At 68.9% G+C, this 25,133-nt stretch carries 20 protein-coding genes; 12 read left to right on the top strand and 8 right to left on the bottom strand.

Annotated elements, in window-relative coordinates; genetic code table 11:
• Window positions 1–3: 3 nt before the first annotated feature.
• Both purE and R5O87_RS06955 read right to left on the bottom strand, forming a co-directional pair.
• Entirely contained in the window at window positions 4–591 is a 588-nt protein-coding gene (gene purE, locus R5O87_RS06960; RefSeq protein ID WP_410557903.1) for a 5-(carboxyamino)imidazole ribonucleotide mutase, read from the bottom strand.
• Window positions 588–1,733 (bottom strand): 5-(carboxyamino)imidazole ribonucleotide synthase, encoded by a 1,146-nt coding sequence (locus tag R5O87_RS06955; RefSeq protein WP_410557953.1) that lies wholly within the window; start codon window positions 1,731–1,733, stop codon window positions 588–590. The genes purE and R5O87_RS06955 overlap by 4 nt, the downstream gene beginning before the upstream one ends.
• Window positions 1,734–1,977: 244 nt before the next feature.
• Here R5O87_RS06955 and R5O87_RS06950 point away from each other — a divergent pair, with 244 nt between their 5' ends.
• Window positions 1,978–2,544, top strand: coding sequence for a GtrA family protein (locus R5O87_RS06950; protein ID WP_410557902.1), 567 nt, complete (start codon window positions 1,978–1,980; stop codon window positions 2,542–2,544).
• 12 nt (window positions 2,545–2,556) lie between these two features.
• On the opposite strand, the gene R5O87_RS06945 is transcribed toward R5O87_RS06950, so the two are convergent.
• Window positions 2,557–3,255 (bottom strand): TIGR03089 family protein, encoded by a 699-nt coding sequence (locus R5O87_RS06945; RefSeq protein ID WP_410557901.1) that lies wholly within the window; start codon window positions 3,253–3,255, stop codon window positions 2,557–2,559.
• A 349-nt stretch (window positions 3,256–3,604) separates the two neighbouring features.
• On the opposite strand from R5O87_RS06945, the gene R5O87_RS06940 reads away from it, so the two are divergent.
• From R5O87_RS06940 to R5O87_RS06930, 3 genes are read left to right on the top strand one after another with little or no spacing between them, the layout of a single operon-like run.
• The gene (locus R5O87_RS06940) at window positions 3,605–4,165 is read left to right on the top strand and encodes a WhiB family transcriptional regulator (RefSeq protein ID WP_387099851.1); all 561 of its coding nucleotides are present in this window, start codon (window positions 3,605–3,607) and stop codon (window positions 4,163–4,165) included.
• A gap of 29 nt (window positions 4,166–4,194) precedes the next feature.
• Window positions 4,195–7,542, top strand: a complete 3,348-nt coding sequence (locus R5O87_RS06935) for a glycosyltransferase family 2 protein (protein ID WP_462836399.1) — start codon at window positions 4,195–4,197, stop codon at window positions 7,540–7,542.
• Window positions 7,535–9,247: a DUF5719 family protein gene (locus R5O87_RS06930; protein WP_410555821.1), complete on the top strand. Its 1,713-nt coding sequence runs from the start codon at window positions 7,535–7,537 to the stop codon at window positions 9,245–9,247. Before R5O87_RS06935 ends, R5O87_RS06930 begins: the two co-directional genes overlap by 8 nt.
• 19 nt (window positions 9,248–9,266) lie before the next feature.
• On the opposite strand, the gene R5O87_RS06925 is transcribed toward R5O87_RS06930, so the two are convergent.
• Window positions 9,267–9,779 (bottom strand): metallopeptidase family protein, encoded by a 513-nt coding sequence (locus R5O87_RS06925; RefSeq protein WP_410555820.1) that lies wholly within the window; start codon window positions 9,777–9,779, stop codon window positions 9,267–9,269.
• Between the two features lie 122 nt (window positions 9,780–9,901).
• On the opposite strand from R5O87_RS06925, the gene R5O87_RS06920 reads away from it, so the two are divergent.
• The 4 genes from R5O87_RS06920 to R5O87_RS06905 all read left to right on the top strand — a co-directional run bounded on the left by R5O87_RS06920 (window position 9,902) and on the right by R5O87_RS06905 (window position 13,537).
• Window positions 9,902–10,285, top strand: a complete 384-nt coding sequence (locus R5O87_RS06920; protein WP_354261938.1) for a DUF3499 domain-containing protein — start codon at window positions 9,902–9,904, stop codon at window positions 10,283–10,285.
• Between the two features lie 94 nt (window positions 10,286–10,379).
• The gene (locus R5O87_RS06915; RefSeq protein WP_410555819.1) at window positions 10,380–10,619 is read left to right on the top strand and encodes a Trm112 family protein; all 240 of its coding nucleotides are present in this window, start codon (window positions 10,380–10,382) and stop codon (window positions 10,617–10,619) included.
• A 52-nt stretch (window positions 10,620–10,671) separates the two neighbouring features.
• Window positions 10,672–12,153 carry an adenosylhomocysteinase gene (gene ahcY / locus R5O87_RS06910; protein ID WP_410555818.1) on the top strand — a complete coding sequence of 494 codons (1,482 nt, stop codon included), beginning with the start codon at window positions 10,672–10,674 and terminating at the stop codon, window positions 12,151–12,153.
• 151 nt (window positions 12,154–12,304) lie between these two features.
• The gene (locus R5O87_RS06905; protein WP_410555817.1) at window positions 12,305–13,537 is read left to right on the top strand and encodes a L,D-transpeptidase; all 1,233 of its coding nucleotides are present in this window, start codon (window positions 12,305–12,307) and stop codon (window positions 13,535–13,537) included.
• 61 nt (window positions 13,538–13,598) lie between these two features.
• On the opposite strand, the gene R5O87_RS06900 is transcribed toward R5O87_RS06905, so the two are convergent.
• Complete coding sequence (locus R5O87_RS06900) at window positions 13,599–14,408, bottom strand: RDD family protein (protein ID WP_410555815.1); 810 nt, start codon at window positions 14,406–14,408, stop codon at window positions 13,599–13,601.
• A 70-nt stretch (window positions 14,409–14,478) separates the two neighbouring features.
• Between R5O87_RS06900 and R5O87_RS06895 the strand changes: the two genes are divergently transcribed.
• Together R5O87_RS06895 and R5O87_RS06890 are read left to right on the top strand one after the other, a co-directional pair.
• Window positions 14,479–15,471, top strand: a complete 993-nt coding sequence (locus tag R5O87_RS06895; RefSeq protein WP_410555814.1) for a stage II sporulation protein M — start codon at window positions 14,479–14,481, stop codon at window positions 15,469–15,471.
• A 155-nt stretch (window positions 15,472–15,626) separates the two neighbouring features.
• A complete protein-coding gene (locus R5O87_RS06890) occupies window positions 15,627–16,985 on the top strand; it encodes a TIGR01906 family membrane protein (protein WP_410555813.1) in 1,359 nt (452 codons plus the stop codon).
• A gap of 69 nt (window positions 16,986–17,054) precedes the next feature.
• Here the strand turns inward: R5O87_RS06890 and R5O87_RS06885 are convergent, their stop codons facing one another.
• Both R5O87_RS06885 and R5O87_RS06880 read right to left on the bottom strand, forming a co-directional pair.
• Window positions 17,055–18,884: an AMP-dependent synthetase/ligase gene (locus R5O87_RS06885; protein ID WP_410555812.1), complete on the bottom strand. Its 1,830-nt coding sequence runs from the start codon at window positions 18,882–18,884 to the stop codon at window positions 17,055–17,057.
• A 55-nt stretch (window positions 18,885–18,939) separates the two neighbouring features.
• Complete coding sequence (locus R5O87_RS06880) at window positions 18,940–20,646, bottom strand: dolichyl-phosphate-mannose--protein mannosyltransferase (RefSeq protein WP_410555811.1); 1,707 nt, start codon at window positions 20,644–20,646, stop codon at window positions 18,940–18,942.
• Window positions 20,647–20,832: 186 nt separating this feature from the next.
• Here R5O87_RS06880 and rsmI point away from each other — a divergent pair, with 186 nt between their 5' ends.
• Together rsmI and R5O87_RS06870 are read left to right on the top strand one after the other, a co-directional pair.
• On the top strand, window positions 20,833–21,678 hold the full coding sequence (gene rsmI, locus R5O87_RS06875) for a 16S rRNA (cytidine(1402)-2'-O)-methyltransferase (protein WP_410555827.1): 846 nt from the start codon (window positions 20,833–20,835) through the stop codon (window positions 21,676–21,678).
• Window positions 21,679–21,990: 312 nt separating this feature from the next.
• Window positions 21,991–23,490: an NAD-dependent succinate-semialdehyde dehydrogenase gene (locus tag R5O87_RS06870; RefSeq protein WP_410555810.1), complete on the top strand. Its 1,500-nt coding sequence runs from the start codon at window positions 21,991–21,993 to the stop codon at window positions 23,488–23,490.
• Window positions 23,491–23,594: 104 nt separating this feature from the next.
• On the opposite strand, the gene R5O87_RS06865 is transcribed toward R5O87_RS06870, so the two are convergent.
• Window positions 23,595–25,004: an MFS transporter gene (locus tag R5O87_RS06865; protein ID WP_410555809.1), complete on the bottom strand. Its 1,410-nt coding sequence runs from the start codon at window positions 25,002–25,004 to the stop codon at window positions 23,595–23,597.
• Window positions 25,005–25,133 lie beyond the last annotated feature (129 nt).

Below are 25,133 nucleotides of genomic sequence, written 5' to 3'. Positions count from 1 at the left end.
TCCCTATCGGCTGCTCCGGAGAGCCACGTTTGAGTCGGAGAAGACCTCGTTGACTTTCTGGCGAAGGTTGGCGCCCTTCCGGCTCGCCACGTCGTTGAGCTCCTGGGCGAAGTCCAGGAGCTCCGTGCGAAGGCGGGTGGCGAGGTCATCGGTGCCGGAGGCCAGCATGCGAACGGCCAGCAGGCCTGCGTTCCGCGCCCCGGCGATGGAAACCGTGGCCACCGGGACCCCGGCGGGCATCTGCACGATGGAGAGCAGCGAGTCCATGCCGTCCAGGGTCTTGAGCGGGACCGGCACGCCGATCACGGGCAGGGGAGTGACCGAGGCCAGCATGCCCGGAAGGTGCGCGGCGCCGCCGGCACCGGCAATGATCACGCGGAGGCCGCGCTCGTGCGCCGTCTGTCCGTAGCGGATCATCTCGGTGGGCATGCGGTGGGCGGAGACAACGTCCGCCTCGAAGGGAATGCCGAACTCGGCGAGGGCGTCAGCCGCCGCCTCCATGATGGGCCAGTCCGAATCCGAGCCCATGACGAGGCCCACAAGAGGGGCGGTGGCACCGGCGTCCGGGGCTGCTGCGGATTCGGGGCTCATGGGGTCTCCTCGGTGGTGCCTGTTGCGGCGGCCGGCAGGCGGCCGTCGCGGATGATGTTGGCCACAGTGGTGGCGCGCTGGCGGAGCGAGTCGACGTCCGCAGCGGACGCGCCCACCAGGTTGACGTGGCCGATTTTCCGGCCGGGGCGCACGGACTTGCCGTAGCAGTGCACCTTGGCGGCCGGTTCCGCCGCCAGCGCGGCCGGGAAAGCGGAAAAGAGGTCCTGGTTGTTGCCGCCCAGGAAGTTCTTCATCACGGCGACCTGGCCCAGCACGTCCGTGGCACCGAGCGGCAGGTTCAGGACCGCCCGCAGGTGCTGTTCGAACTGGCTGGTGACGGAGCCGTCCTGCGTCCAGTGTCCCGTGTTGTGGGGCCGCATCGCCAATTCGTTGATCAGGAAGCCGGCGCCGCTGCCGGGCGTCTCGAACATTTCCACGGCCATGACGCCGGTGACGCCGAGCTCGTTCGCGATCCGGAGGGCAGCCTCCTCGGCGGCTGCAGCCACCTCAAGGGAGATGTTCTGTGCCGGCGCGATCACTTCGTCGCAGACGCCGTCCACCTGGATGGTGTGGACCACCGGCCAGGCGCGGGACGCGCCATCCGGGGTGCGGGCAACGAGTGCCGAGAGCTCGCGGCTGAACTCGACCTTGGCCTCGGCGAGGAGCGGGCTCATGGACTCGAACCAGTCGGCGGTCTCTGCGGCTTCCTCGGGGGAGCCGACGATGCGGACGCCCTTTCCGTCGTAGCCGCCCCGCGGGGTCTTGAGCACCACGGGCCAGCCGATCCGGTGCCCGAAGCTGACGAGGCCGGCGACGTCGTCCACCGCGGCCCATTCGGGGTTGGGCAGCTCGAGCCGGTCGATGGCGGCGCGCATGACCAGCTTGTCCTGGGCGTTGACCAGCGCGTCGGGGCCGGGCTGGACGTTGACCCCGGCTTCGATCAGGGCATAGAGGTGGTCGCCCGGGACGTGCTCGTGGTCAAAGGTCATCACGTCGAGGCCCTTGGAGAATTCCATCAGGGCATCGAGGTCCTTGTAGTCGCCCACAGGGGCGTTGGGGACAGCGGAGACCGCGGATACGTCTTCGCCTTCGGCCAAAACACGGAGTTCAAAGCCCAGGGCGGTGGCGGCAGGGGCCATCATGCGCGCAAGCTGGCCGCCGCCAACCACGCCGATTACTGGAAAAGTCACATGTTCCAGCGTACAGAAAGAGAGCGCGGTTGCCGTCTTTCATGGCTGTGAAGCTCCCCAAGTCGCACGATTTTGGCGGCGCGGCCGCGGCTGGGGCCGTCCAGTGCCGGGGTGCTCTGAGGATACTCCCGGGAAACGGGGCTAAAATGGGAGCTTGGCCCAACGGCCCCCAGTATTCACACGGCCACGGAGGGTCATGATTAACACACTTGCAGAGCGCATCCGGGGACTCGCCTCGCTTTTCTGGCGCGAGGTGGCGAAGTTCGGTGCCGTGGGCGGTGTGGCGTTTGTCATTGACAACGGGCTGACGTACTACCTGATGCACGGACCCATGACGGACAGCGAGGCCAAGGCCCGCTTTGTGGGCGCCACGGTCGCCACCGTGTTCTCCTGGATCGCCAACCGACTCTGGACGTTCCGGCACCGCCGCCAGGCCAACGTGCTCCGTGAATTCCTGATGTTCATCCTCATCAACGGCATCGGCATCGGCATCTCCACCGGGTTTACCGCCCTGGCAAAGTATTCGCTGGGCGTCACGGACAAGAACATGCTCTTCGCCGCTGGCGTTGTTGGCATTCTCGTGGCCACGGTGGTCCGGTTCTTTGCCTACCGGTTCCTCGTCTTCAACCAGGAACTGGACCAGGAGCCGGAGTTCTCGCACGACCACGAGATCATCGAGGTCCACCACCATGCCGCCCAGCCGGCGGAGCGCGTCCTGGAACTGGACGTGGACGACCCCGAGCGGCCCGTCCGCCCGAGCTAGGTCCAGTCCAGCTCACTCGCCGTGGATGCGCTCCGCAGCGAGAAGCTTCTCCGTCAGTTCCACGTCGCCGTGGACCAGGACCACCGAGCCGTCGTTCTTCCACGCGCCGAGGGCGTTGGCCAGCGCCGACTCGAGGCCGTCGGCCGCGCGCACCAGGAGCCTGGCGCTCGGCTCGTGGCCGGCGGCAAACTCCGCCAGCAGGGCCTCGTGGCGGACGGCTGAACCCTCGGAGCTGCGGACGGCGGGAGCCCCCGGATCGGGGTCGTTGTGGGCCATGAAGACGTCGCCGTGGGAGCGGACCTCCGCGGCGTAGTCCAGGACTCCGGCCGGCAGGTCCCCGGGCCACCGCATTGCCAGCGCCGGCAGCGGAACGGCAACGACGGCGTCGAATCCGTCCTCTGCGGCGTCCGGCTCGGCGGTGGCGAGCAGGTCCGCGTCGCCGGATCCGAGCACCACCTCCATGCCCAGCTGCCAGGCGGCAAGGGCCCAGATGATGGATTTCCAGTGCGCGGGAAGGTCCAGCCGCAGCCGCATTCCCGGTTCCGCATCGAGTTCGTCCTGGAGCAGGTTGCTGGTCTTCGCGACCCAGTTGTCCAGCACGCGCCCGGAGAGTTCCACCCGCTCCGCGTCGGGTCCGTACCAGGTCAGGCGCGGCGATGTGGAGTGGCCCGAGCGCAGGGCCGTCATGAGGTCAGTGGCCGGGATGTTCATGGCTTCATCTTGCCACGCCTTTGGGCGTGATCTCCGGCACAACAGTTTGTAACGTCGTTTGCCTTAAACTCCTGGCGTGCGGAAGAATCGCCGGAATTGCGCCTGCGCCGAACCAGATACTAAGGTTGCTGTCAAATTCGCGGCGGGTTCCGTGCGGTGCCGCAAAATAATTCCCGGGCGTGGCGCGCCTGCTGATCGGCCAGGGTATTGATTATTATTCCGTCGCGGCTTGACTCCCCCTACTTACACGCGTGTAATTAGATATCGAAAAGCCGCGGCGAACTCTCAGGAACTCCACGTAGTGTCCTGAACGTCGGGCCGGGGGCCGCACTACTCAGGAGGGGACGCCATGGGGCAAGCGGAGCGTATGCATGATGATGCTGTTATGGCCGGCCAGGCCACAGCAAAGTACAGGTCTCGGGGGGTACCCAGCGACTGGTACGTAGATCCGGCAGATCCGGACGCCGCAGAGCGGTACAACCAGGACACGTCTGCCTCGCTGCAGGACCAGGCCACGGCCTTTCTGGCGCAGCATGACGCTCTCCAGAATGAATCCCTGCTGGCCGGTCAACCGGAGCAGGACGAGGACGATCTCGATCCCCCCATGGAGATCCGGAATCCGGCATCCTCCACCCTGGCGCAGCCGGTGTGGATCGGCTTGCCCCTGGGGCAGGATTTCGACGACGAAGGCGAGCTTGGGTGGCAGACTGACGCCCTGTGCGCACAGACAGATCCGGAGGCCTTCTTCCCGGAAAAGGGCGGTTCCACGCGGGACGCCAAGAAAGTGTGCGGAGCGTGCAGCGTGCGGTCGCAGTGCCTTGAATACGCGCTGGCGAATGACGAACGGTTCGGGATTTGGGGTGGCCTCTCCGAGCGTGAGCGCCGACGGCTGAGGAAGCGAGCGGTCTAATTCTTCAGGAAGTACACGTCACTGCCGTTGTGGTAGCCCACAACGGCAGTGATTATTTGCCCAGGACACTTTCAGCGCTGGCCGGACAGACCCGGCCGGCGGACACCGTGATCGGGGTGGATACCGGCTCGCAGGACATTTCGGCTGCCCTGCTGCAGCGCGCCCTTGGTGAGGCCAACGTCATCACCGCCAATGGCGGCAGGACGGGGATGGGCGCCGCGGTACGCGCCGGTCTCGCCGCCCTGGCCCCGTGGAAACCGCAGGGCACACATGACCGGTCGGAATGGATCTGGCTCCTGCACGACGACGCGGCACCTGCCCCTGAGGCGCTGGCCGAGCTGCTGCACGCCGTGGAGCGTGCCCCTTCCGTCACCGTCGCGGGCTGCAAGCAACTGGACTGGAACGCCAAAAGGCGCCTGATCGACGTCGGGCTTTCCACCAGCCGCTGGGCCGAACGGCTGACACTGATCGAGGCGGACGAGCTTGACCAGGGGCAGTACGACGGACGTTCCGACACCTTCGCCGTCAACTCCGCCGGCATGCTGGTCCGGCGGGACATCTGGGAACACCTCAAAGGCTTTGACCCGGCGCTTCCCGGCACGGGCGACGACGTCGACTTCTGCTGGCGCAACCGGCTGGCCGGACACCGGGTTGTGGTGGTTCCCAGCGCGCGGATGTTCCACGTCTCCCACCGGCCGCATGCCCTCGGCACCGCCTCGGCCGCGCGCCGGGCACAGGTTCACCTCCGGCTTAAGCACGCACCGCTGTGGGCGCTGCCGCTGCACGCCGTCGGCGCCCTCCTTGGCAGCCTGCTCCGGCTGGTCTTCAGCATCGCCGTGAAGGATCCCGGGTACGGTTTTTCGCAGCTCCTGGCCACCGCGGCGGCCCTCGCCAGGCCCGCCGCCCTCGCCCGCGGGCGGCGCAACGCTGCCCGCACCCGTCGCGTCCGGCGCTCCGTGGTCAAGGCGCTGCAGACCGAGCGGCGCGAGGTGTGGGGGCACCGGCGCTCCCTGATGGAAGCCCTGGGCGCGGACGATACGCGGGCCTCCGAGGACAGCAATGACCCGCTGGAGGAACAGCCCAGCGGCGATTCGACCGATGACTTCGCAGCCCTGTCCACGAACGGGCGGGGCTGGGTGGGCAACGGTGCCGTCGCCGCTGCCATCCTTGCCACCGCGGCCTCTTTCGCCGGCCTTGCCGCGCTTTTCCAGGCCGACGCTGCCGCCGGCGGGGCGCTCCTGCCGGTTTCGGCCCGGCTGGAGGACATCTGGCACCACGCCTCCAGCTGGTGGATCGGGCTGGGCGCCGGGCTTCCCGGGCACGGCGACCCCTTCGGCTATGTCCTCTGGATCCTCGGGCTGCTGGGCGGAGGCAACGCCAACGGCGCCGTCATCTGGCTGCTCCTGCTGGCCATGCCGCTTTCCGGCCTGACCGCCTGGTTCGCTTCCGGTGCCCTGACCTCCTACCGCCGCTTCCGGCTGGCGGCTGCCCTGGTCTGGGCGGCGGCGCCAGCGCTTCAGGTGGCCGTCAACCAGGGGCGCATCGGGGCCCTGCTGGCGCACCTTCTGATGCCGCTGCTGGTCCTGGCGCTGCTGCGGGCCACCGGCTCCGCCTTCGGCCGCGGCCGCTTCGCGCCTGTTCTGGCCGGCAGCCCTGCGGACCAGCCGCCGGCCAAGCCCGGAGTCAATGGCACGCCGTCATGGACGGCAGCCGCAGCCGCCGGGCTGGCGCTGGCGGCCATCACCGCCGCCGCACCGTCGCTCCTGCTGCCGGCCGCCGTCGTCATCATTCTCCTGAGCCTGCTGCTGGGGAAGCGCGGACGCACGCTGTGGTGGGCACTCCTGCCGAGCGCTGCGCTGTTTGTGCCGTTTGCGCTGTCCACCCTCGACCGGCCCAGGGCACTCTTGGCTGACCCTGGACTTCCGCTGCCCTTCGACGGCGCGCCGGCATGGCAGCAGATCCTGGGCCAGCCGCTCAGCTTCGACCCCGCCGGCGGCCTTGCCGGGCTAGCGCTCTTTTCCGGCGGCTCCGTCCCCTGGGCGCTGCTGCTGGCCCTTCTGGTCGGAGCCCCGCTGCTGGCGCTGGCCGTTGCCGCGCTCTTCGTTCCGCTCCGTGTCCACGCGGACCGCCGCGGCCGCATCGCCAGGGCCCTCTGGGTGGCGGCACTCGTGGTCCTGGCCGGCGGGTGGCTGGCGGCGCACGTGGCCACCGGGGCCGGCCCCCAGTCGCTCGTGGTGCCATTCACGGGTCCGGCCGTTTCCGCCGCCGTGTTCGCGCTGCTGGGGGCGGCCATCATCGGCGGCGACGGCCTGCTGACGCTCGCCGGCGCCGGACCGGACGGCGTGACCCGTGACGGGGGAGCGCGGCCCAGTGCCGTGGCCCGCGGTGCCGCGGCGCTGGCACTGGTGCTCCTGCTCGCCGGACCGCTGGCCGGGCTGGCGGCCTGGACGGTGCAGAACGTGCTGCAGCCGGCCGACGCCGCGGTGCAGGCAGACACGGCGGACCTCGGGACGCCCCGGCTCGTGGGCCCCACTGACCCGCGGATACTGCCCGCCACCGCCGTGGACCGCGGCGAGGGCCCGGAGCGGACCCGGACGCTGCTGATCAGCACCGGGGACGACGGAACGTACAGCGCCACCCTGATGCGCGGGGGAGGCACTACGCTGGACAGCCTCTCCACCATCGCGGCCGCCCGGAATGTCCTGGGCAACCCCGGGCAGGAATCGGTCCGCGACGACGACGAGGTCACCTCGGCGCTGCGCACCAGCGTCGCCACCCTGGTGGCCGCCCGCGGCGTCGACCCGCGGCCCGAGCTGGAGCGTCTCGGCGTCGGATTCGTCGTCCTGCGCTCCGCGGACACGGCAGCCCAGCTGACCGCCAGCCGGATGGACGCGGTTCCCGGGCTGACCGCCGTCGGGCCTACGGACTCGGGCTGGCTCTGGCGTGTTACACCCCTGAACGACGCCGTCCTGCAGCCGGCCGATGTCGCCCACCGGGTGCGCATTGTGGACAGCAAGGGCGCCACGGTCGGGCTGGTTCCCTCGGACCTGACCGGCGCGCAGGCCTCGGTGCCCAAGGGGCCGGAGGGCCGGCTGCTGGTGCTTGCCGAGCGGGCAGATCCCGGCTGGACCGCCTGGCTCGACGGCCGCAAACTGACCTCCACCACCTCCGGCTGGTCCCAGGCCTTCACGCTGCCACCGCAGGCCGGCCAGGTGACGGTCAGGTACGAAAGCCCCTGGGCGCTCTGGGCCGGCATCCTGCAGGCCGCCGTCATTGGCCTGACCGTCCTGCTGGCGCTGCCGATGCCGGCGCGGCGCCCCAACACCGGCCTGTCCAGGGACGAAGGGTCCCTGCGTAAGGAATACCAGAATGCATGAGGAAGAGAACGACGGCGGGACGCCGGCCAAGCGGGGCAGCGGACGGGAAGCCCGGGCTAAGGGAAGAAAAGCTGCCGGCGGCAGCGCTTCCGGAACCGGCGCCTCCGGGTCCCGGTCCGGTGGCGCCACCCGTGTTGCCGGCCGGCGCGGCATCGTGGCGGGGGTACTCTCCGGTGTGGTCCTCGTCGCCGCCGGCGGAGGCGTTGTCGTAGGAGCCAGCCTGGCGCCGCAGCCGTCGGCGGCCAAGCCCCTCGCTGCGGCGGAAGCGGCCGTGCCGGCCGGAAGCGTCCAGGACGTCTGCCCTGCTCCGGCACGGCTCCTCGAAGGAACACCGGTAGGAACCGACCCCCAGTTCAGCCCCGAGTCCGCCACGGCCAAGAGCGCCGTGTCCGCGGCGGTGGTCAGCGGGGCGGGCGGCAGCCTTCCCGGCAGCGCGCTCTCCGCGCTGAAGGGGTCCGAGCTGCAGCGGATCGCCAAGGCGCCCGCCTCGGCGACGGCTCCGGCAGGCTCCTCCGGAGTGCTCGCCGGGGTTGTCGAGGGGCAGGCCGTGGACGACGTCAGCGTGCTGTCCGCCGACGCCCTCGCCAACCGGCAGCCTGCGGCCGCGGCCCTCATGGCCTCCACGGCAACTGACGGTGACCTGCAGGGTTCGGCGGCTGCCGCCTGCCAAACCCCCTCGAACGACCTTTGGCTCAGCGGCGCCAACACCGCGGTGGGCCGCAGCAGTGTCATCCACCTCAGCAACGCCTCCACCACCCCCGCCACGGTGAACCTTGAGCTTTACGGAAAGGCCGGCCAGATCAAGGCCTCGGGCAGCCGCGGCCTGCTGGTGGGACCGAAGTCTACCCGGTCGATCGTGCTCGCCGGTCTCGCTCCCGGAGAAGAACGGCTGAGCGTCCACGTCCGGAGCTCGGGCGGGCCCGTCAGCGCCTTCATCCAGCAGAGTGTGCTCCGCGGACTGACCTCCGGCGGCGTGGATTTCATCGCGCCCGGAACATCCGCGGCGCCGTCCCAGGTGATGACCGGCATCGACATCCAGGACGCCGGGGACGTGAAGTCACTCACCGGCGAATCCGGTTTTGACGACGCCGGCCCGTCGCTGCAGATCACCGTTCCCGGCCCGTCGGACGCCGTGGTGGAGGTGAAGCTGTTTGGCCGCGCCGGGCAGCAGGCCCTTCCGCGCGGGGGCGTTGTCACCGCGAAGGCCGGCACCGTTACCGAAGTCCCCCTGGCCGGCGTTCCCGCCGGCAAGTACACCGTTTCGGCGACGTCGGACGTCAGCATCGTGGCAGCCGCACGGGTGAGCCGGGGGCTGAAGGCCAGCCAGAGCCTGGACTTCGCGTGGTCGCCGGCCAGCGCCCAGCTCGGCAGCCAGCACGTGGTCCCGCTTCCCCAAAGCGGGGAGCGGCAGCTGGTCTTCGGCGCCCTGGACGACAGGGCCACCATCTCCTACACCCCGATCACGGCGGACGGAAAACTCCGTACCGCGGCCACCGCAGACATTGCCGCCGGCACCACCACCACCCTCACAGCGGCCGACGAGATCGGTGACTCGGCCGTCGTCGGCTATCTCGTGTCCGCCTCCGGCGGAGCGGCCTACGGCGCTGTGCTGCTCGAACGGGATGGCCGGAACGATGTGTCCACCGTGGCCATTGCCCCGGGCGCGGAGGGACAGGAAAAAGTGCCGGTGACGCTTGGCTACTAGCCGCCGGTATGAGGCGCGCTCAGTAGCGCCGGCGGTACACCGGGTCCAGGGTTTCCGGGGCCACGCCCAGCATCTCGGCGGTGTGCTCCACCACCACGTCATGCACCAGGTCCTGGAGTTCCTCCTTGACGGGGCAGGCCTGTTCAACCACCCGGCGGTACAGCGTGATGATGGGGCCCTCGTCCTCGGTGGCGGGGGTGTAGCAGCCCATCGGAGCGGGCGACCCTTCGGCCACGAGCTGTTCCAGGTTCGGCGGGATCTCATCGACCGCGAACCGGACGCCGTCGAGCGGTTTGCCCCAGATGTCGTGGAGCCGCTGGGCGGAGTCCATGACGAGTTCATCAAACCGGTCCGAGCGGCTTCGGTAGCCGGGCAGCGTGGGCAGCAGCAGTTCGCCCCGGAGGCCGCGGCCGTGCCGGTTGCGCCGGCGCTGTGTGAAGCTCCGGCCAGCGGGGGTCCCGGCAGCGTCCCGGGGCGTTTCCGGGTCAGCCAACCGGACCGTAAAACCCGAAGCATGGTGCGATGACTGCATATACAGACTTTAGACCCGCCGAATGATTTGCGCGACATAACCGGACCGGAGCGCCGCTGCCGTGGCGCGGGCCGGTCGTCAATGTCGGGAAAACTGCCTGAGGCGGAGTATTCTGTGTTTTCGTGGGTGCAATACGTCAATGTTCCAGGTCAGCCTGCCGCCAGTCCGCGGTGGCAACTTTGACGTACGTTTACGCGGACTCCACCGCTGTCCTCGGCCCACTGGCGACCTACGCGGAGCCGCACTGCTACGACCTGTGCGAGCAGCATGCCGGTTCGCTGACCGTCCCGCGCGGCTGGGAAGTGCTCCGCCTGGCCATGCCGTCGCAGCCGCCGCAGCCCGGTCCCGACGACCTCCTCGCCCTGGCCGACGCCGTCCGTGAGGCTGCGTCCCGCCCGGCGGCCCCGGCCGCAGGCCAGCGCGCCGCCCACTCGGCGCTGGAAGCGCCCGCCGCCACCGAGGGCACCCGGCGCGGCCACCTGCGCATCCTGCGCGAACCGTCCTGAGGCCGGCGGGGACCGTCCTGGCGCCGAACTGGCGGTAGGCTGGAAGCTGAAATCCGTCAGCCACAGTGCTTGTGCCCAGCAGGGAGCCTCCACCATGCCAAAGATCAGTTCTGAACTGTTGTCCGTTCTGCGGTGCCCGGTCACCGGATCGGCTCTGACCCAGGAGGGCGAGGAACTCGTCTCCACGTCGGCGGCGGAGGGCGGGGAACGGGTGCGGTACGCGATCGAAGACGGCATTCCGCTGCTGCTTCCCCCGGAACTGCGCGCCGCAGCCACGGCCGCCCGGTCGGACCAGCACGACGCCGGCCCCGCAGCGGCCGCCCCCACCGCCTAACACCCAGCCAGCACCGCAGAAGGCTAGACGCCGGATACAGCAAAGGATCCCCATGACGATCGATTACAAGGTTGCCGACATCTCCCTGGCCGAGGCCGGGCGCCACCAGATCCGGCTCGCGGAGCACGAGATGCCGGGACTCATGTCGCTGCGCCGGGAATTCGGAGCCAGCCAGCCCCTCAAGGGCGCCCGCATCGCCGGGTCGCTGCACATGACGGTGCAGACCGCCGTGCTCATCGAGACCCTTACGGCCCTCGGCGCCGAGGTCCGCTGGGCCTCCTGCAACATCTTCTCCACCCAGGATGAGGCCGCCGCCGCCGTCGTGGTTGGCACCGGCACCGTGGAGGACCCGCAGGGCGTTCCCGTGTTCGCCTGGAAGGGTGAAACGCTGGAGGAATACTGGTGGACCGCCGAGCAGATCCTCACCTGGCCCGGTGCTGACACGGACCCCGAGCTGGGCCCGAACATGATTCTCGACGACGGCGGCGACGCCACGCTGCTGCTGCACCGCGGCGTGGAGTTTGAGGCGGCAGGCGCCGTTCCGGTCGCCGCAGCCAACGACCCCGAGGAATACGGGATCGTCCTGGACGTCCTGCGCCGGACGCTGGCCGAGGACCCGAAGAAGTGGACCCGGCTCGCCGCCGGCATCCACGGTGTCAGCGAAGAAACCACCACAGGCGTGCACCGCCTCTACCAGCTCGCCGAACAGGGCAAGCTGCTCTTCCCGGCCATCAACGTCAACGACTCCGTGACGAAGAGCAAGTTCGACAACAAGTACGGCATCCGGCACTCCCTGCCGGACGGCCTCAACCGGGCCACCGACGTTCTCATCGGCGGCAAGGTCGCCGTCGTCTGCGGCTACGGCGACGTCGGCAAGGGTGCCGCCGAGGCGCTCCGCGGCCAGGGTGCCCGCGTGATCGTCACCGAAATCGACCCCATCTGCGCGCTGCAGGCCGCCATGGACGGCTACCAGGTGGCCAAGCTGGAGAGCGTGCTGGAGCAGGGCGACATCTTCATCACCACCACGGGCAACAAGGACGTCATCATGGCCGAGCACATGGCCGGCATGAAGAACAAGGCCATCGTGGGCAACATCGGGCACTTCGACAATGAGATCGACATGGCAGGCCTCGCCCGGATCCCCGGCATCCGGAAGGTCGAGATCAAGCCCCAGGTCCACGAATGGGTCTTCGGCGGCGACGCGGCGGACAGCACCCGGTCCATCATCGTCCTGTCCGAAGGGCGCCTGCTGAACCTCGGCAACGCCACCGGCCACCCGTCGTTCGTCATGAGCAACTCCTTCGCCAACCAGACCATCGCCCAGATCGAGCTGTTCACCAAGAAGGACCAGCCCGAAGGCGAGCGGGAATACGAAAACCAGGTCTACGTGCTGCCCAAGATCCTGGACGAGAAGGTGGCGCGCCTGCACCTCGATGCCCTGGGCGTGGAGCTGACCGAACTGTCCAAGGACCAGGCCGATTACCTGGACGTGGACGCGGCCGGCCCGTTCAAGCCGGAGCACTACCGCTACTAGCAGCGCGTCTTACCCAGGATCCCGGCGCGCCGTGCACCTCACGGCGGCCGGGGTCAGCTATGCCGTGCGATAAAATTGGCTGGTCAGCGTTACCGCTGGGCACACGGACGGATGCCGATGGGCAGCCCGGTGGGACACGGAGAAACCAGTCATGACGGAAAAGAACAACCGGAAAACCGGCAAGATCATCGCCGTCGTTGCCATTTGCGCTGCTGTTGCGGCCGGCGGAATCGGCGTCGCCACCGCTCCTGGCTGGGCCAACCCGGCGCCCCAATCCGAAGCCTCCAGCCCCGTGCGCAACGAGCCCGGCCTGGCCACTCCTGTGGTTAAGGCCGTGGAGCTTGGCGTGACACCGCTCGACGGCGCCAAGGGTGTCAACCCCGCGGTGGCGCCCTCCGTCAAGGCGGTCAACGGCCGTGTCCAGGACGTTGTGCTGGAGCCGGCCGCCGGGGGAGAGGCCGTCAAGGGCACTGTCAGCGCCGACGGCAGCACATGGACGGCCGTGGACCCGCTGGCCTTCAACACGCCGTACAACTACAGCTACACGATCGTGGATGGGGCGGGCCGGGAAACCAAGAAGGTCCAGACCTTCACCACCGTGGAGCCCGCCAACGAGGCAGACGCCGCCGTGTTCCCGGAGAACGGCTCCACGGTGGGCGCGGGCCAGCCCATCGACATCGTCTTCAGCGAGCCCGTTACCAACAAGGCCGCGGTGGAAAAGGCCGTCAAGATTACGGTCTCCTCCAAGCAGCCCGTGGCCTGGCACTGGTACTCGGACCAGAAGGTCCGCATCCGCCCCGAGAAGTTCTGGGCCTCCAACAGCCAGGTCACCGTGGACATGAAGCTGTTCGGGCTGGACTTCGGCAACGGCATGATCGGCAACTTCAACGCCAAGGTGCAGTTCAAGGTGGGCCAGCAGCGCCTGGCGGTGGTGGACGACAACACCAAGACCATGAAGGTCTACTTCGACGGCAAGCTGGTCAGGACCGCACCGGTCACCCTCGGCGGCTCCGACTGGCTTTCCCCGTCCGGCTACGCCGTGATCATGGAGCAGGAACGGCACTCCAAGTTCAACGCCGGAAGCATCGGCCTGAAGCCCGGCGACAAGGGCTACTACCCGCCGCTGACCGTGGAGTACGCCAACAGGCTCACGTCCTCCGGCGTCTACGTCCACCAGGCGCTTGAGTCGGCATGGGGCTACGTCGGCGTATCCAACGTCTCGCACGGCTGTGTCGGGCTGCTGCCTGTGGACGCCTCCTGGTTCTTCAACAACATGAAGTCCGGCGACGTCGTCCAGGTCCTGAACACGGGGGCTGCGCCGGTGGAGCCCCTCGAGGGCTACGGCGACTGGAACATCCCCTGGGCCCAGTACGCGAAGCGCTGACGCGCAATACCAGGCGCTGACGCGCCGCGCCAAACGCGCCGCGCCTAACGCCAGGGCAGTACTAGCTGTCCGACGCCCTGAACGGCAGCAGGTGCAGCCGTTCCCCGATCCGGTTGCTTTCCGTCCGCGCCGCGCCCAGCCGGCGGAGTTCGCGCGCGCGGCGTTCGGCCAGCACCGCAGCCAGATAGTCGTCAGGAGTGGTTCCCGGCGGCGGTGACGGTGCCACATACCCGGACATCTCGGTGGCGAGGGCTGCGGCCATGCCGCTGCGCGACAACGGCGACATCCGCGGCGCCTGGCGCATGAACTGGGCGGCACGGCGCCCGAGGGCATCCGGAATCCGGCCGATGTCCGCGGCGTCCGCCCAGGCGGCGAGGTGCCGCGGCGTGACGGGGACGATCGTGGGCTCCACCGGGACCCGGCGCCGCAGTGAGTAGGTGCCCGCCACAATGTCGCCCAGCCGGCGGGACCGGCCATCGAAGAGGGCGACGGCGATGGCAACGCCGCCGAAGGTCAGGTAGATCTCCAGGAAGCCGACCAGCGCCCTGACGACGGCGTGGCGGAAACGGATGGCCCCGCCGTCGTCACGCACTATCCTCAGCCCGGCCGCCAGTTTCCCGAGCGAGAGGCCCCTGGTCAGGGTCTCCACGGTTGCCGGGATGATGACGAAGCACAGCACCACGCTGACGAGGGTCAGCGCCGTGGCGGCAGCCTCGTCGAACTCATCCCGGGCGGCGCCCACTGCCATCATGATGCCTATCAGCAGCGCGGTATGCACCACGACGTCGAGCAACAGGCCGAGGGAGCGTGCCGCGAAGGACGCCGGACGGAGTTCAAGGACAACTGCCTCGCCTGTGATGAGTGGACTCAAATTCCTGCCCCGTACGTCGTTCCGGCCACCGGTCGCCTAAGTCTAGTTCTCCGCAGGCTAGGGTAGGAGCGTGGACATGGACGCCTTCTCCGCCGTCAACTCGGACATATGGTCGCGGCTGCATCATCTGGCGAACAAGCGGCGCCTGAACGGTGCCGACGCCGACGAACTGCTGCGCCTGTACCAGGTCACCTCCGCGCACCTGTCCCTGCTGCGTTCCACCGGGCCGGAAAGCGGCCTGTCCGCGTCCCTGTCCGCCACGCTGGCGCAGGCGCGCACCCGCTTCACCGGTGCGCGGTCGAACTTCATGGAGGACCTGGCGCAGTTCTTTGTGCTCTCGCTCCCGGCCGCCCTGTACCGGATCCGCTGGCTGACCGTGGCCTGCGGCGCCGCGTTCTGCCTTGTGGGCTGCGCCTTTGCCCTGTGGATCGGCACCTCGCCCGAGGCCCTGCGGGCCGTTGCCTCGGAAGCGGAAGTCCAGCGGTACGTCGAGCAGGACTTTATCGACTATTACTCGGAGAACCCGGCGGCGTCGTTCGCCGGTGCCGTCTGGACCAACAACGCCTGGATCAGTGCCCAGGCGGTGGCCTTGGGCATCACCGGTTTCTGGGTGCCCATGATCCTGTTCAGCAACGCCCAGGGCGTGGGCGTGGCCGCCGGAGTGTTCGCCGCGGTGGGAAAGACGGACGTGTTCTTGAGCTATATCCTGCCGCACGGCCTGATGGAGCTGACGGCGGTGTTCGTGGCCTGCGCGGCCGGGCTGAGGATCTTCTGGGCTATGGTGTCGCCGGGCAACCGGACCCGGTCCCGCGCCGTCGCGGCAGAGGGCCGGTCCATGATCACTGTGGCGCTGGGCCTGGTCCTGGTGCTGTTCGTCTCGGGCCTCGTGGAGGGCTTTGTTACGCCCAGCGCATTGCCGGTGTGGGCGAAAATCAGTATCGGCGCGGCCGTGCTGGCGGCATACTGGTTATATGTGCTGGTGTGCGGCGGACGGGCCTACCGCTCCGGCGCCCGCGGCGACCTGGGAAGCCAGGACACCGGCTCTACTGAACTTGCAGCCTGATTATTACTGCCGGCCGATTATTCATGCAGGTGGCGGGGTGGCACATCGCGGTGCCGGAGCGGCTGACGGTAGGCTCTTGGGGAGATACAGAGCGCTGCGTGGCCCGGCATTCCCGGTGACCATGGAGTGTGGACGCCTACGGAAGTGAAGCTGCAGTGAAAGACAATACTCCGACACCGTCCGAACGCCTTGATCCGCGGCTGGATCCGGCGGCGAACCCCGCCCTGGATCCCGCGGAAGACACCGACGAGCCGGCGTTTGAATGGATGAAGCCCGCGCCTGCAGCGCGCGCCGAGGGGGAGGGCGCCGCCGGTGCTGCCTCCGCCTCTGCAGCACGTCCGGCCGCCGGTGCTGCCGCAAACCAGCCGGCTGGTGCCGCTTCACGTCCGGCAGCCGCTTCCGCTGCAGCCGGTTCGGCTCGAGCCGCTTCAGTTGGGGCCGGTTCGGCTGCCGTCCAGCCGGAAAGCCGTGCCGACCGCAAGGCGGCGGAGGCGGCTGCCGCCGGGAACGGCGAAACCAACCCGGACGCTGAAACCGACCGGGACGCTGGGCCCGGCCGGATCGCGCCGGCAGGCCAGGACGCCGGCTCAGGGCGGAGCGCGGACACGCGCCAGCCGGGCCGTTCCTCCGCCATGGGCACGCACTACAGCGAGCCGCTCCCCACATCGGCGCTGCAGGTCCGTCCCCCGCAGGAGGAAGTGGAGCGCCGCAACGCGGAGCGCGAGCAGGCAGCCAGGGCCAAGCCGGTGCTGCCGCGGTTCCTCCAGGTCCTGCTGGCCATCTTCTACCCGGTGATCCTCCTGGTCCTCGCCGTGCGCGCCGTGACCAGCCCGCTCTTCCTCTGGGCCGAGTACCACCGGCCCGGCTTCCCCGGGGACGGCTACGGCTTCAACGCGGACGACCGCATGACCTACGGCTCCTACGCCGTGGACTACCTGAGCAACTGGTCCGGTCCGCGCTACCTGGGCGAACTGGTCAACCGCAGCGGCGAAAAGCTGTTCAAGGACGGCGAGGTCAGCCACATGGCCGACGTCAAACTCGTCTTCCTGTCCGCCTTCGGGGCCGGGGCACTGCTGGTCCTGATCAGCATCATCGCCATCATCTACCTGCGGCGGCGCACGCCCGGCGGAGTCCGCCGGGGGCTGTTCGCCGGCTCCATCGTGACCCTGGTGCTCATCATCGGCCTGGGCACGCTGGCCGCCCTCGGCTGGCAGCAGTTCTTCACCGAGTTCCACCAGATCTTCTTTGCCGCCGGATCCTGGACGTTTGCGCTGGAGGACACGCTCATCCGGCTCTTCCCCGGGCAGTTCTGGATTGACGCCGGCCTGGTCATCGCAGCGCTTGTCCTGATCTTGGCCGTGGTGACGCTGATCCTGACCTGGCCCACCCGCAGGCGCCGCGGTCTGGCCCCGGCCCGGAAGGGCCGCAAGGGCGGCGACGCGGAGGACAGCGGCGTGAAGGACGACGCCGACGACGTTCCGGAGACGGGCACAGCCCGGCCCGTCAACCTGTAGCGGCCGGCCCGCACCGGCTGGCCGGCGGTGGCCGGTTAGCTGGACAGGCGAGCCGGCCGGAAGGCCCGCTCAGCCGTACAGCTGCTCGATTTCCGCTTCAAAGTCCTTGACGACGGCGGCCCTCTTGAGTTTGAGGGAGGGCGTCAGGTGCCCGGACTCCACGGTGAAGGCGGCATCCAGTACCCGGAACTTGCGGATGGATTCGGCCTTGGACACGAGGCTGTTGGCCTGGTCCACCGCCTCCTGGAGGGCAGTCCGCACCGCGGGATCCGTCCGGGCTTCCGCGGGGCTGAGCAGCGGAACGCTGTTCGCCGCGCACCACTGCTCGAGGCCCTCGGGGTCGAGGTTGACCAGGGCGGAAACGAACGGTTTCCCGTCACCCACCACCACGGCGTGGCCCACGAGCTGGTGTTCGCGGATCTTCTCCTCAAGCGGCCCGGGAGCAACGTTTTTTCCGGCGGCGGTGACCAGCAGGTCCTTTTTGCGGCCCGTGATGGTGAGGAACCCGTCGGCGTCCAGCGAGCCCAGGTCCCCGGTGCGGAAGAAGCCGTCCGTGAACGCCTCGGCGTTGGCCGCCGCGTTGGCGTGGTAGCCCTTGAACACGCCGATGCCACGGACCAGGACCTCACCGTCCTCGGCGATGCGGATGGTGGTGCCCGGCGCCGGGATCCCCACCGTGCCCACCCGGGTGAGCCCGGCGGTGTTCACCGTGCACGGCGCGGTGGTCTCCGTCAGGCCGTAGCCTTCGAGCAGGGCGATCCCGGCACCCCGAAAGAAGTGCGCGTCGCGGGCGTTGAGGGGGCTGGCGCCGGAAACGGCGTACTTCATGCTGCCTCCGAACACCTGGCGCAGCCGGGGATACACGAGGCGGTCGAACAGTGCGTGCTGGGCCCGCAGCAGGGCTCCCGGACCGCTGCCTTTCCCGCGCGCGGCGGCGTCCAGCGACTCCGAGTATCGGACGGCCACCCGTGAGGCGGCACTGAACAGCCGCGACTTGCCCGCGTCCTTCGCTTTTTGTTCCGCCCCGGCATGGACCTTCTCGAAGATGCGGGGTACAGCCAGCAGGAAGGTCGGCTTGAACGTTCCCAGGTCATCCAGCAGCTGCGCGGCGCCGGAGCTGTGGCCGAGGGTCACTCCGGCCGTGAGGCACACCACCTGCACGGCCCGGGCCAGCACGTGGGCCAGCGGCAGGAACATCAGGGTCCGGGCGTTCTCCTGCTGCAGCAGCTCGGGCAGGAAGGCCACGACGTTCCTGGCCACGAGGGCGAAGTTGCCGTGCGTGATCTCACAGCCCTTGGGCCGGCCCGTGGTGCCGGAGGTGTAGACGAGGGAGGCGACGTCCTGCAGCGCGGCTGCGGAGCGGTGCCGCTCCAGTTCTGCGTCTGACACCCCGGCTCCCGCGGCGGCGAGGCTGGCAAGGTTGGGGGCTTCGCCGTCGTAATCCATCCGGACCACCGGCACCAGGCGGCCGGCGAGCACGCTGGAGGCGGACAGGACCTGGTCCAGCAGCGCCGCCTTCTGGCGGTCCTCCACGAAGATCCGCCCTGCGCCGGAGTCGGACAGGATCCACTCCACCTGGCTTGCTGAGGAGGTTTCGTAGATGGGCACGGTCACGCCGCCGGCAAACCAGATGGCGAAGTCCACCAGCGTCCACTCGTAGCGCGTGGCGGAGAGCACGGCCACGGTGTCCCCGGGTGCCAGGCCGCCGGCAATGAGGCCTTTGGCCAGGGCCGTGACCTGGTCAAGAAAGTGCCCGGCGGTGACGTTCTGCCAGCCGCCGGTATCCCGGCGGGCGTAGACGGCGTGTGAAGGATTGTGCCGGTAGCAGTCCAGGAGCAGGTCGGTGACGTTGCTGCTGTCCTCCAGTGCAACCATCAGTTCCGTGCTTGCTTCCCTCACAGGCGGGTCTCCATATCGTTGATGATCACGTCCGGGTTCCACCTGCAATCGTGCCTCAGATCCAGGAAGGCATCCACATTCTGAACCGCCAGTCCTGGTAGGTGATCATTTCGGCGGTCCAGACGGGGTAGAAGAAGGAGGAGATGAGCACCGCGGCCACCACGAAGAGGGCAACCCCGTACAGCCCGGAGCGCCGGCGCCACGGCGGATCGGTGGATTTCCCCAGCACCAGTCCCAGGCAATACACGAGCGCCAGGACCAGGAAGGGCTCAAAGGACACCGCATAGAAGAAGAACATGGTGCGTTCCGGGTACATGAACCACGGCAGGTAACCGGAGCCGACGGCGGCCAGCACCGCTCCGGCGCGCCAGTCGCGTCTGCCCGCCCACCAGAACAGCAGGATGACGAGCGAGATGGCGGCGCTCCACCAGATCAGCGGGTTGCCGACCGAGAGGATGGCCGTGGTGCAGTTGGTGAAGTCGCAGCCGGGAGTGCCCTGCTTGGGGGACTCGTAAAAGAACGAGGTGGGCCTGCCCATCACGAGCCAGCTCCAGGCGCTCGCCTCGTACGGATGCTCGGAGCTGAGCCCCTGATGGAACTTGTAGGCCTCAAGGTGGTAGTGGGCCAGGGACCGCAAGGAGTCCGGCAGCCAGCCCCATTCCGCGCTGGGGTTCGTCTCCGCCCATCGCCGGTAGTAGGCATCGGTGGACCGGAACCACCCGGTCCAGGTGGCTAGGTAGGTCACGGCAGCCACGGGCACGATGCTGACGAAGGCGAGGAGCCCGTCCTTGATGATGCCGGCGCTAATCCAGCCGCGGATGCCGGCGGTCCGGCGGGCGCTCAGGTCCCAGAACACGGTCAGGAGCCCGAAACCGGCCAGGAAGAACAGCGCCGACCACTTGGTGCCGACGGCCAGGCCCAGGCAGATGCCCGCCACTATCCGCCACCAGCGGACGCCCAGCCACGGGCCGGACAGCAGCTGGAGCGCTGATGGCCTGCCGGCAGGGGAGGCGGCCGCCTGCCTCCCGAGCCTGGCCGCGAGTCTGCGCCGGCCGTCGTCGCGGTCCAGCAACAGCGCGCCGAACGCGGCCAGGACCCAGAACATCAGGAAGATGTCCAGCAGCGACGTACGGGACATGACCAGATGGTGCCCGTCGACGGCGAGCAGCAGGCCGGCTGCCCCGCCCAGGATCAGGGAGCCGAAAAGCTTCTGGGCTATCAGCGCGAGGAGCGCGACGGACAGGGTGCCGGTCAGCGCGGCGGCGAACCGCCAGCCGAAGGGGTTGTCTGCCCCGAACAGCCACATGCCCGCCGCGATCATCCATTTGCCCACGGGAGGGTGCACCACGTATTCGGGGGTGTTCAGCAGCACGTTGGGGTTGCCGGCCACGAATGCGTCATTGGCCTTGTCCGGCCAGCTCCGCTCGTAGCCGCTCACCAGCAGCGAATAGCCGTCCTTGACGTAGTACGTCTCGTCAAACACGAGGGCGCGGGGGACCTCCAGCCGGACGAACCTCAGGATCCCGCCCACGACGGCGGTTATGGCCGGAACCAGCCAGAACCAGAGCCGGAGCGACGGCGGGTAGTCCCGCCAGGTGCGGATGCCGCCGATCAGGCGCCGGGTCAGGGCATCTGCCGTGAAGGCCTCCGAGGGGCGGGCGATCCAGCGCTTCCCGTGCAGGCCGCGGCCTTCCGCGGCCAGTGCGGAAGGCGGGGTACTTGCTGGTTCGGCCCCGTCAGGCCGCACGGAGGTCTGCGTCACGAGCCCATGCTACCGTTTGCGGCTGGTTCGAACCCGAAGAAAGGCGTGAAGGCCGGGCGGCAGTAGGCTGGATCCGTGGACCATGAAGCGAGCACCGCCCCTGACAGCAGTTCCGACCCTTCCGGCAGTGCAGAACCGGCGGGCAGCCCCGAAGCGGCGGGCACCGCCGGCAGAACCCAGCAGGACCTGCGCAGCGGCGGCCCCGGACGGATTGTCCTGGCGGCAACGCCCATCGGCAATGTGGGCGACGCTTCCGCCCGGCTGGTGGAGCTGCTGGCAACGGCGGACATTGTGGCGGCCGAGGACACCCGCCGCCTGCACCGCCTGGTGCAGAGCCTGGAGGTCGCCGTGACCGGGCGGATCATCAGCTACCACGAGCACAACGAGGCCACCAAGACCGCTGAGCTTCTGGAGCAGGTCCGCTCCGGAAAAACGCTCGTGATGGTAACCGACGCCGGCATGCCCGCGGTCTCCGACCCCGGCTTCAGGCTGGTCGAAGGCGCCGTGGCCGCCGGCCTCACGGTCACGGCCGTCCCCGGCCCCTCCGCGGTCCTCACCGCGCTGGCCCTGTCCGGCCTTCCCACCGACAGGTTCTGTTTTGAAGGGTTCCTGCCGCGGAAGGCCGGCGAACGCGCCTCGCGCCTGGCGGATCTCGACGCCGAACGCCGCACCATGGTCTTCTTCGAGGCGCCGCACCGGCTTGAGGCCATGCTGCGGGCGCTGCACGAGCGCTTCGGCCCGGACCGGCGCGCGGCAGTATGCCGCGAACTCACCAAGACCTACGAGGAAGTCCTCCGCGGTTCGCTCCGCGAGATGCTGCAGTGGGCGGAGGCCAACGAGGTGCGCGGTGAGATCGCCGTGGTGGTGGCAGGCGCACCGGAGCGCGCACCCGGCACGCCGGAGGACGGGGTGGCCGCCGTGAACGAACTCGTGGCCAAGGGTGTGCGGCTCAAGGAAGCCGTGGCGGCCGTCGCCGAGGAAACCCGCGTGAGCAAGCGGGAACTGTATTCAGCGGTGCTCGCGGCGCGGTAATCCCCTCACAGGAGACTCTGCTCCGGTGAGCTGGTCCCAGCGCTGCCCACGCACCCCGCCCCAGCGGTGGCGATTGGCCTGAGGCGGCCGCTTGGTGGTGCGCTTTCAGCCGCCCCGCGGCGCCGCCGGAGCTGCTGTGCAGCTGCACAACAAATGGCCGGACGGGCAGTGCGCCGATGCGTAGACACTGCCGAGATTCCGGCAGTACCGTGGCTTTAATCCAGCCAAGCAAGCAGCGGGCGGCAGGCGGCGGCAAGCCGTGTGCAGGAGCTGCACATAACCGGCAATCCGATTGCTGACGAGGGAGTCACCGTGTCTGTTACTACACAGTCCACTGCTACCGCAGAACGCGAAAGCGAATTGCTCGCGTCTGTTCCCACCGGCCTGCTCATCAACGGCGAGTGGCGCCCCGCGGCGTCGGGCAAGACGTTCGACGTCGAGGACCCGGCCACCGGGAAGACGCTGCTGAGCATCGCCGACGCCGGTCCTGAGGACGGCAAGGCGGCGCTGGACGCGGCCGCCGCTGCACAGGAGTCCTGGGCCAAGGTGCCGGCGCGGGAGCGCGGCGAGATCCTGCGGCGCGCCTTTGATCTGGTCACCGAGCGGGCCGAGGACTTCGCGCTGCTGATGACCCTGGAAATGGGCAAGCCGCTGGCCGAAGCCCGCGGCGAGGTCACCTACGGCGCGGAGTTCCTGCGCTGGTTCTCGGAGGAGGCCGTCCGCGCCTTCGGCCGTTACTCGGTCTCCCCGGACGGCAAGTCCCGGCTGCTGGTGACCAAGAAGCCGGTGGGTCCGTGCCTGCTGATCACGCCGTGGAACTTCCCGCTGGCCATGGCGACGCGGAAGATCGCCCCGGCCGTCGCGGCCGGCTGCACGATGGTGCTGAAGTCCGCGAACCTGACCCCCCTGACCTCGCAGCTGTTCGCGGCAGTCATGCAGGAGGCGGGCCTGCCCGCCGGCGTCCTGAACGTGATCCCGACCTCCACGGCAGGTGCCACGACCGGCCCGCTGATCAAGGACCAGCGCCTGCGGAAGCTCTCCTTCACCGGTTCCACCGAGGTGGGCCGCCGCCTGCTGTCCGACGCCTCCGAGACGGTCCTGCGGACCTCGATGGAGCTCGGCGGCAACGCCCCGTTCGTGGTGTTCGAGGACGCGGACATCGATGCCGCCGTCGCCGGTGCCATGCTGGCCAAGCTGCGGAACATGGGCGAGGCCTGCACCGCCGCGAACCGCTTCATCGTGCACGAATCCGTCGCCGATGAGTTCGCGGAGAAGTTCGCGGCGAAGATGAAGGACATGACCACCGCCCGCGGCACCGAGCCCGAGTCCAAGGTCGGCCCGCTCATCGACGCCAAGAGCCGGGACAAGGTCCACGAACTGGTCACCGACGCCCTCTCCTCCGGCGCCACCGCCGTCGTGGGCGGCGCCCCCGTGGACGGTCCGGGCTACTTCTACCAGCCCACCATCCTCAAGGGTGTCACCGAGGGAACCCGGATCCTGGCCGAGGAGATCTTTGGCCCCGTCGCCCCGATCACCACCTTCTCCACCGAGGACGAGGCCGTGCGCCTGGCCAACAACACCGAATATGGGCTGGTGGCCTACGTCTTCACGAAGGACCTGAACCGCGGCATCCGGATGGGCGAGCGGCTCGAGACCGGCATGCTCGGCCTGAACGCCGGCGTTGTCTCCAATGCGGCGGCACCCTTCGGTGGCGTCAAGCAGTCCGGCCTGGGCCGTGAAGGCGGCCTGGAAGGCATCGAGGAATACCTGTACACCCAGTACATCGGCATCGCCGACCCCTACGCCGGCTAACGAGGCAGGCTCCGGACACACGCAGCGCAACGACAAAACGGCACTGGCCCGCAGGAATCCTGCGGGCCAGTGTCGTTTTGTGTGCCGGGAGGCTCTCCCAGCGTTTAGCGTGCCGCGGCCCGGGCCTGCGCGTACTCGTCGCGGGAGACCGGGGTGGCGTCCGGCGTCCCCAGCTGCTGGAGCGGAATGCGGTGCGTCTCCCTGGCGGACCAGGCCGCTATGGCCCCGATGACGGTGATGCCGAAGCAGATGGACCCGACGGTGAGCGGAACGTTGGCCGAACCCGGGGGAGCGACCACGGCGAAGAGGCTCGGAAGGAAGGATGTGATCAGGAGGCCGATGTTCTGGGAGATGGCGAAGCCGGTGACCCGCGTGCGCGAGGGAAAGAGCTCCTGGAAGAAGCTGGCGAAGGTGGCGTTCCAGACCTGGTACAGCGTGCCCCACATGAGGATGGCGAGGACGATGGTGAGCGGCACGTTGTTCTGGCTGACCGCGTACAGGTATCCGTACGCCAGCGCGCCGGAGCCCAGCGAGCCGACGATCATCAGCGGCCGGCGGCCGAACCGGTCCGAGAGATTGCCGAACCACGGTATGAGGGCGAGCGCGATGACGTTGGCCAGCACCGGAATCCAGAGATAGACCGTGGTGCTCATGCCGATGCCGTACCCGGGCTGCGTGGCGTAGGCTGCGCCGAACACTGCGACGGTGACGCCCACAACGTTGACCAGCGTCATGCAGACCGCCCGCACCACGTTCAGCCCGCTTTCGCGCAGAACCTGGACCACCGGCATCCTGGGAACGTCCTTGTGCGCCTTCTCCTCAACAAAGACGGGAGTCTCCTCCACGCGTCGGCGGATCATGTAGCCGGCGAACACCACCAGGGCGCTGAGGAGGAACGGGACCCGCCAGCCCCAGGCATGGAAGTCTTCGGAGGACAGCACAGCCGAGAGCGGGAGGAAGACGGCAGCGGCGATGATCTGCCCGGCCTGGGTGCCCTGGAGGGCGAAGCTTGCGTAGAAGCCGCGGCGTCCGAACGGTGCGTGCTCCACGATCATGGCACTGGCCCCGCTCAGTTCCCCGGCCACGGCGAAACCCTGGACGAGGCGAAGCACCAGCAGCAGGGCCGGGGCCAGGAGGCCGGCCTGGTCGTAGGTCGGCAGCAGGGCCACCGCGAAGGTGGAGACGCCCATGAGCAGCATGGCCAGGACCAGGACGTTCTTGCGGCCGTGCCTGTCACCCCACTGGCCGAGGACGAAGGCGCCGATCGGGCGGGCGACGTATCCCACGGCGTAGGTGCCGAGCGAGGCGATCAGCGCGACGGTCGGGTTTCCGGCAGGGAAGAAAACGGTGGGAAAGGCCAGGGCGGCTGCCTGGGCGTAGATGAACCAGTCGTAATACTCCAGGGCGCTGCCCACCCACCCGCTGGCGGCAGCCTTCCTGGTGCTGTTCGACCGGCGCGTACCGTTCTGAATCGATTCAGTCGATGTCCGCAGCTTGTGCGTGTCGCTCTTCATGTCGTCCTCCTTTGGACAAATCGTCTGCCCCGCCGGATCCCTGCATTGGGTTTCGGATCCTGCGGGAAGGTCGCGCCTTGCGCCGCCGGGCTTGCTGCTCCGCGAGCATCTTCGATGATTGCCCACCAT

The sequence above is a fragment of the Arthrobacter globiformis genome, assembly GCF_046536215.2.
GTDB classification, from domain to species: Bacteria; Actinomycetota; Actinomycetes; order Actinomycetales; family Micrococcaceae; genus Arthrobacter; species Arthrobacter globiformis_E.
Note: the sequence above shows the minus strand (reverse complement) of the source record. Positions and strands in the feature narration are given on the sequence as shown.

What these genes read in the sequence shown, in the direction of transcription:
- R5O87_RS06865 (WP_410555809.1), bottom strand. Translation starts at nt 25,004, where the DNA reads ATGAAGAGCGACACGCACAAGCTGCGGACATCGACTGAATCGATTCAG.
- R5O87_RS06905 (WP_410555817.1), top strand. Translation starts at nt 12,305, where the DNA reads ATGACGGAAAAGAACAACCGGAAAACCGGCAAGATCATCGCCGTCGTT.
- purE (WP_410557903.1), bottom strand. Translation starts at nt 591, where the DNA reads ATGAGCCCCGAATCCGCAGCAGCCCCGGACGCCGGTGCCACCGCCCCT.
- R5O87_RS06915 (WP_410555819.1), top strand. Translation starts at nt 10,380, where the DNA reads ATGCCAAAGATCAGTTCTGAACTGTTGTCCGTTCTGCGGTGCCCGGTC.
- R5O87_RS06940 (WP_387099851.1), top strand. Translation starts at nt 3,605, where the DNA reads ATGGGGCAAGCGGAGCGTATGCATGATGATGCTGTTATGGCCGGCCAG.
- R5O87_RS06930 (WP_410555821.1), top strand. Translation starts at nt 7,535, where the DNA reads ATGCATGAGGAAGAGAACGACGGCGGGACGCCGGCCAAGCGGGGCAGC.
- ahcY (WP_410555818.1), top strand. Translation starts at nt 10,672, where the DNA reads ATGACGATCGATTACAAGGTTGCCGACATCTCCCTGGCCGAGGCCGGG.
- R5O87_RS06925 (WP_410555820.1), bottom strand. Translation starts at nt 9,779, where the DNA reads ATGCAGTCATCGCACCATGCTTCGGGTTTTACGGTCCGGTTGGCTGAC.
- R5O87_RS06950 (WP_410557902.1), top strand. Translation starts at nt 1,978, where the DNA reads ATGATTAACACACTTGCAGAGCGCATCCGGGGACTCGCCTCGCTTTTC.
- R5O87_RS06945 (WP_410557901.1), bottom strand. Translation starts at nt 3,255, where the DNA reads ATGAACATCCCGGCCACTGACCTCATGACGGCCCTGCGCTCGGGCCAC.
- R5O87_RS06955 (WP_410557953.1), bottom strand. Translation starts at nt 1,733, where the DNA reads ATGATGGCCCCTGCCGCCACCGCCCTGGGCTTTGAACTCCGTGTTTTG.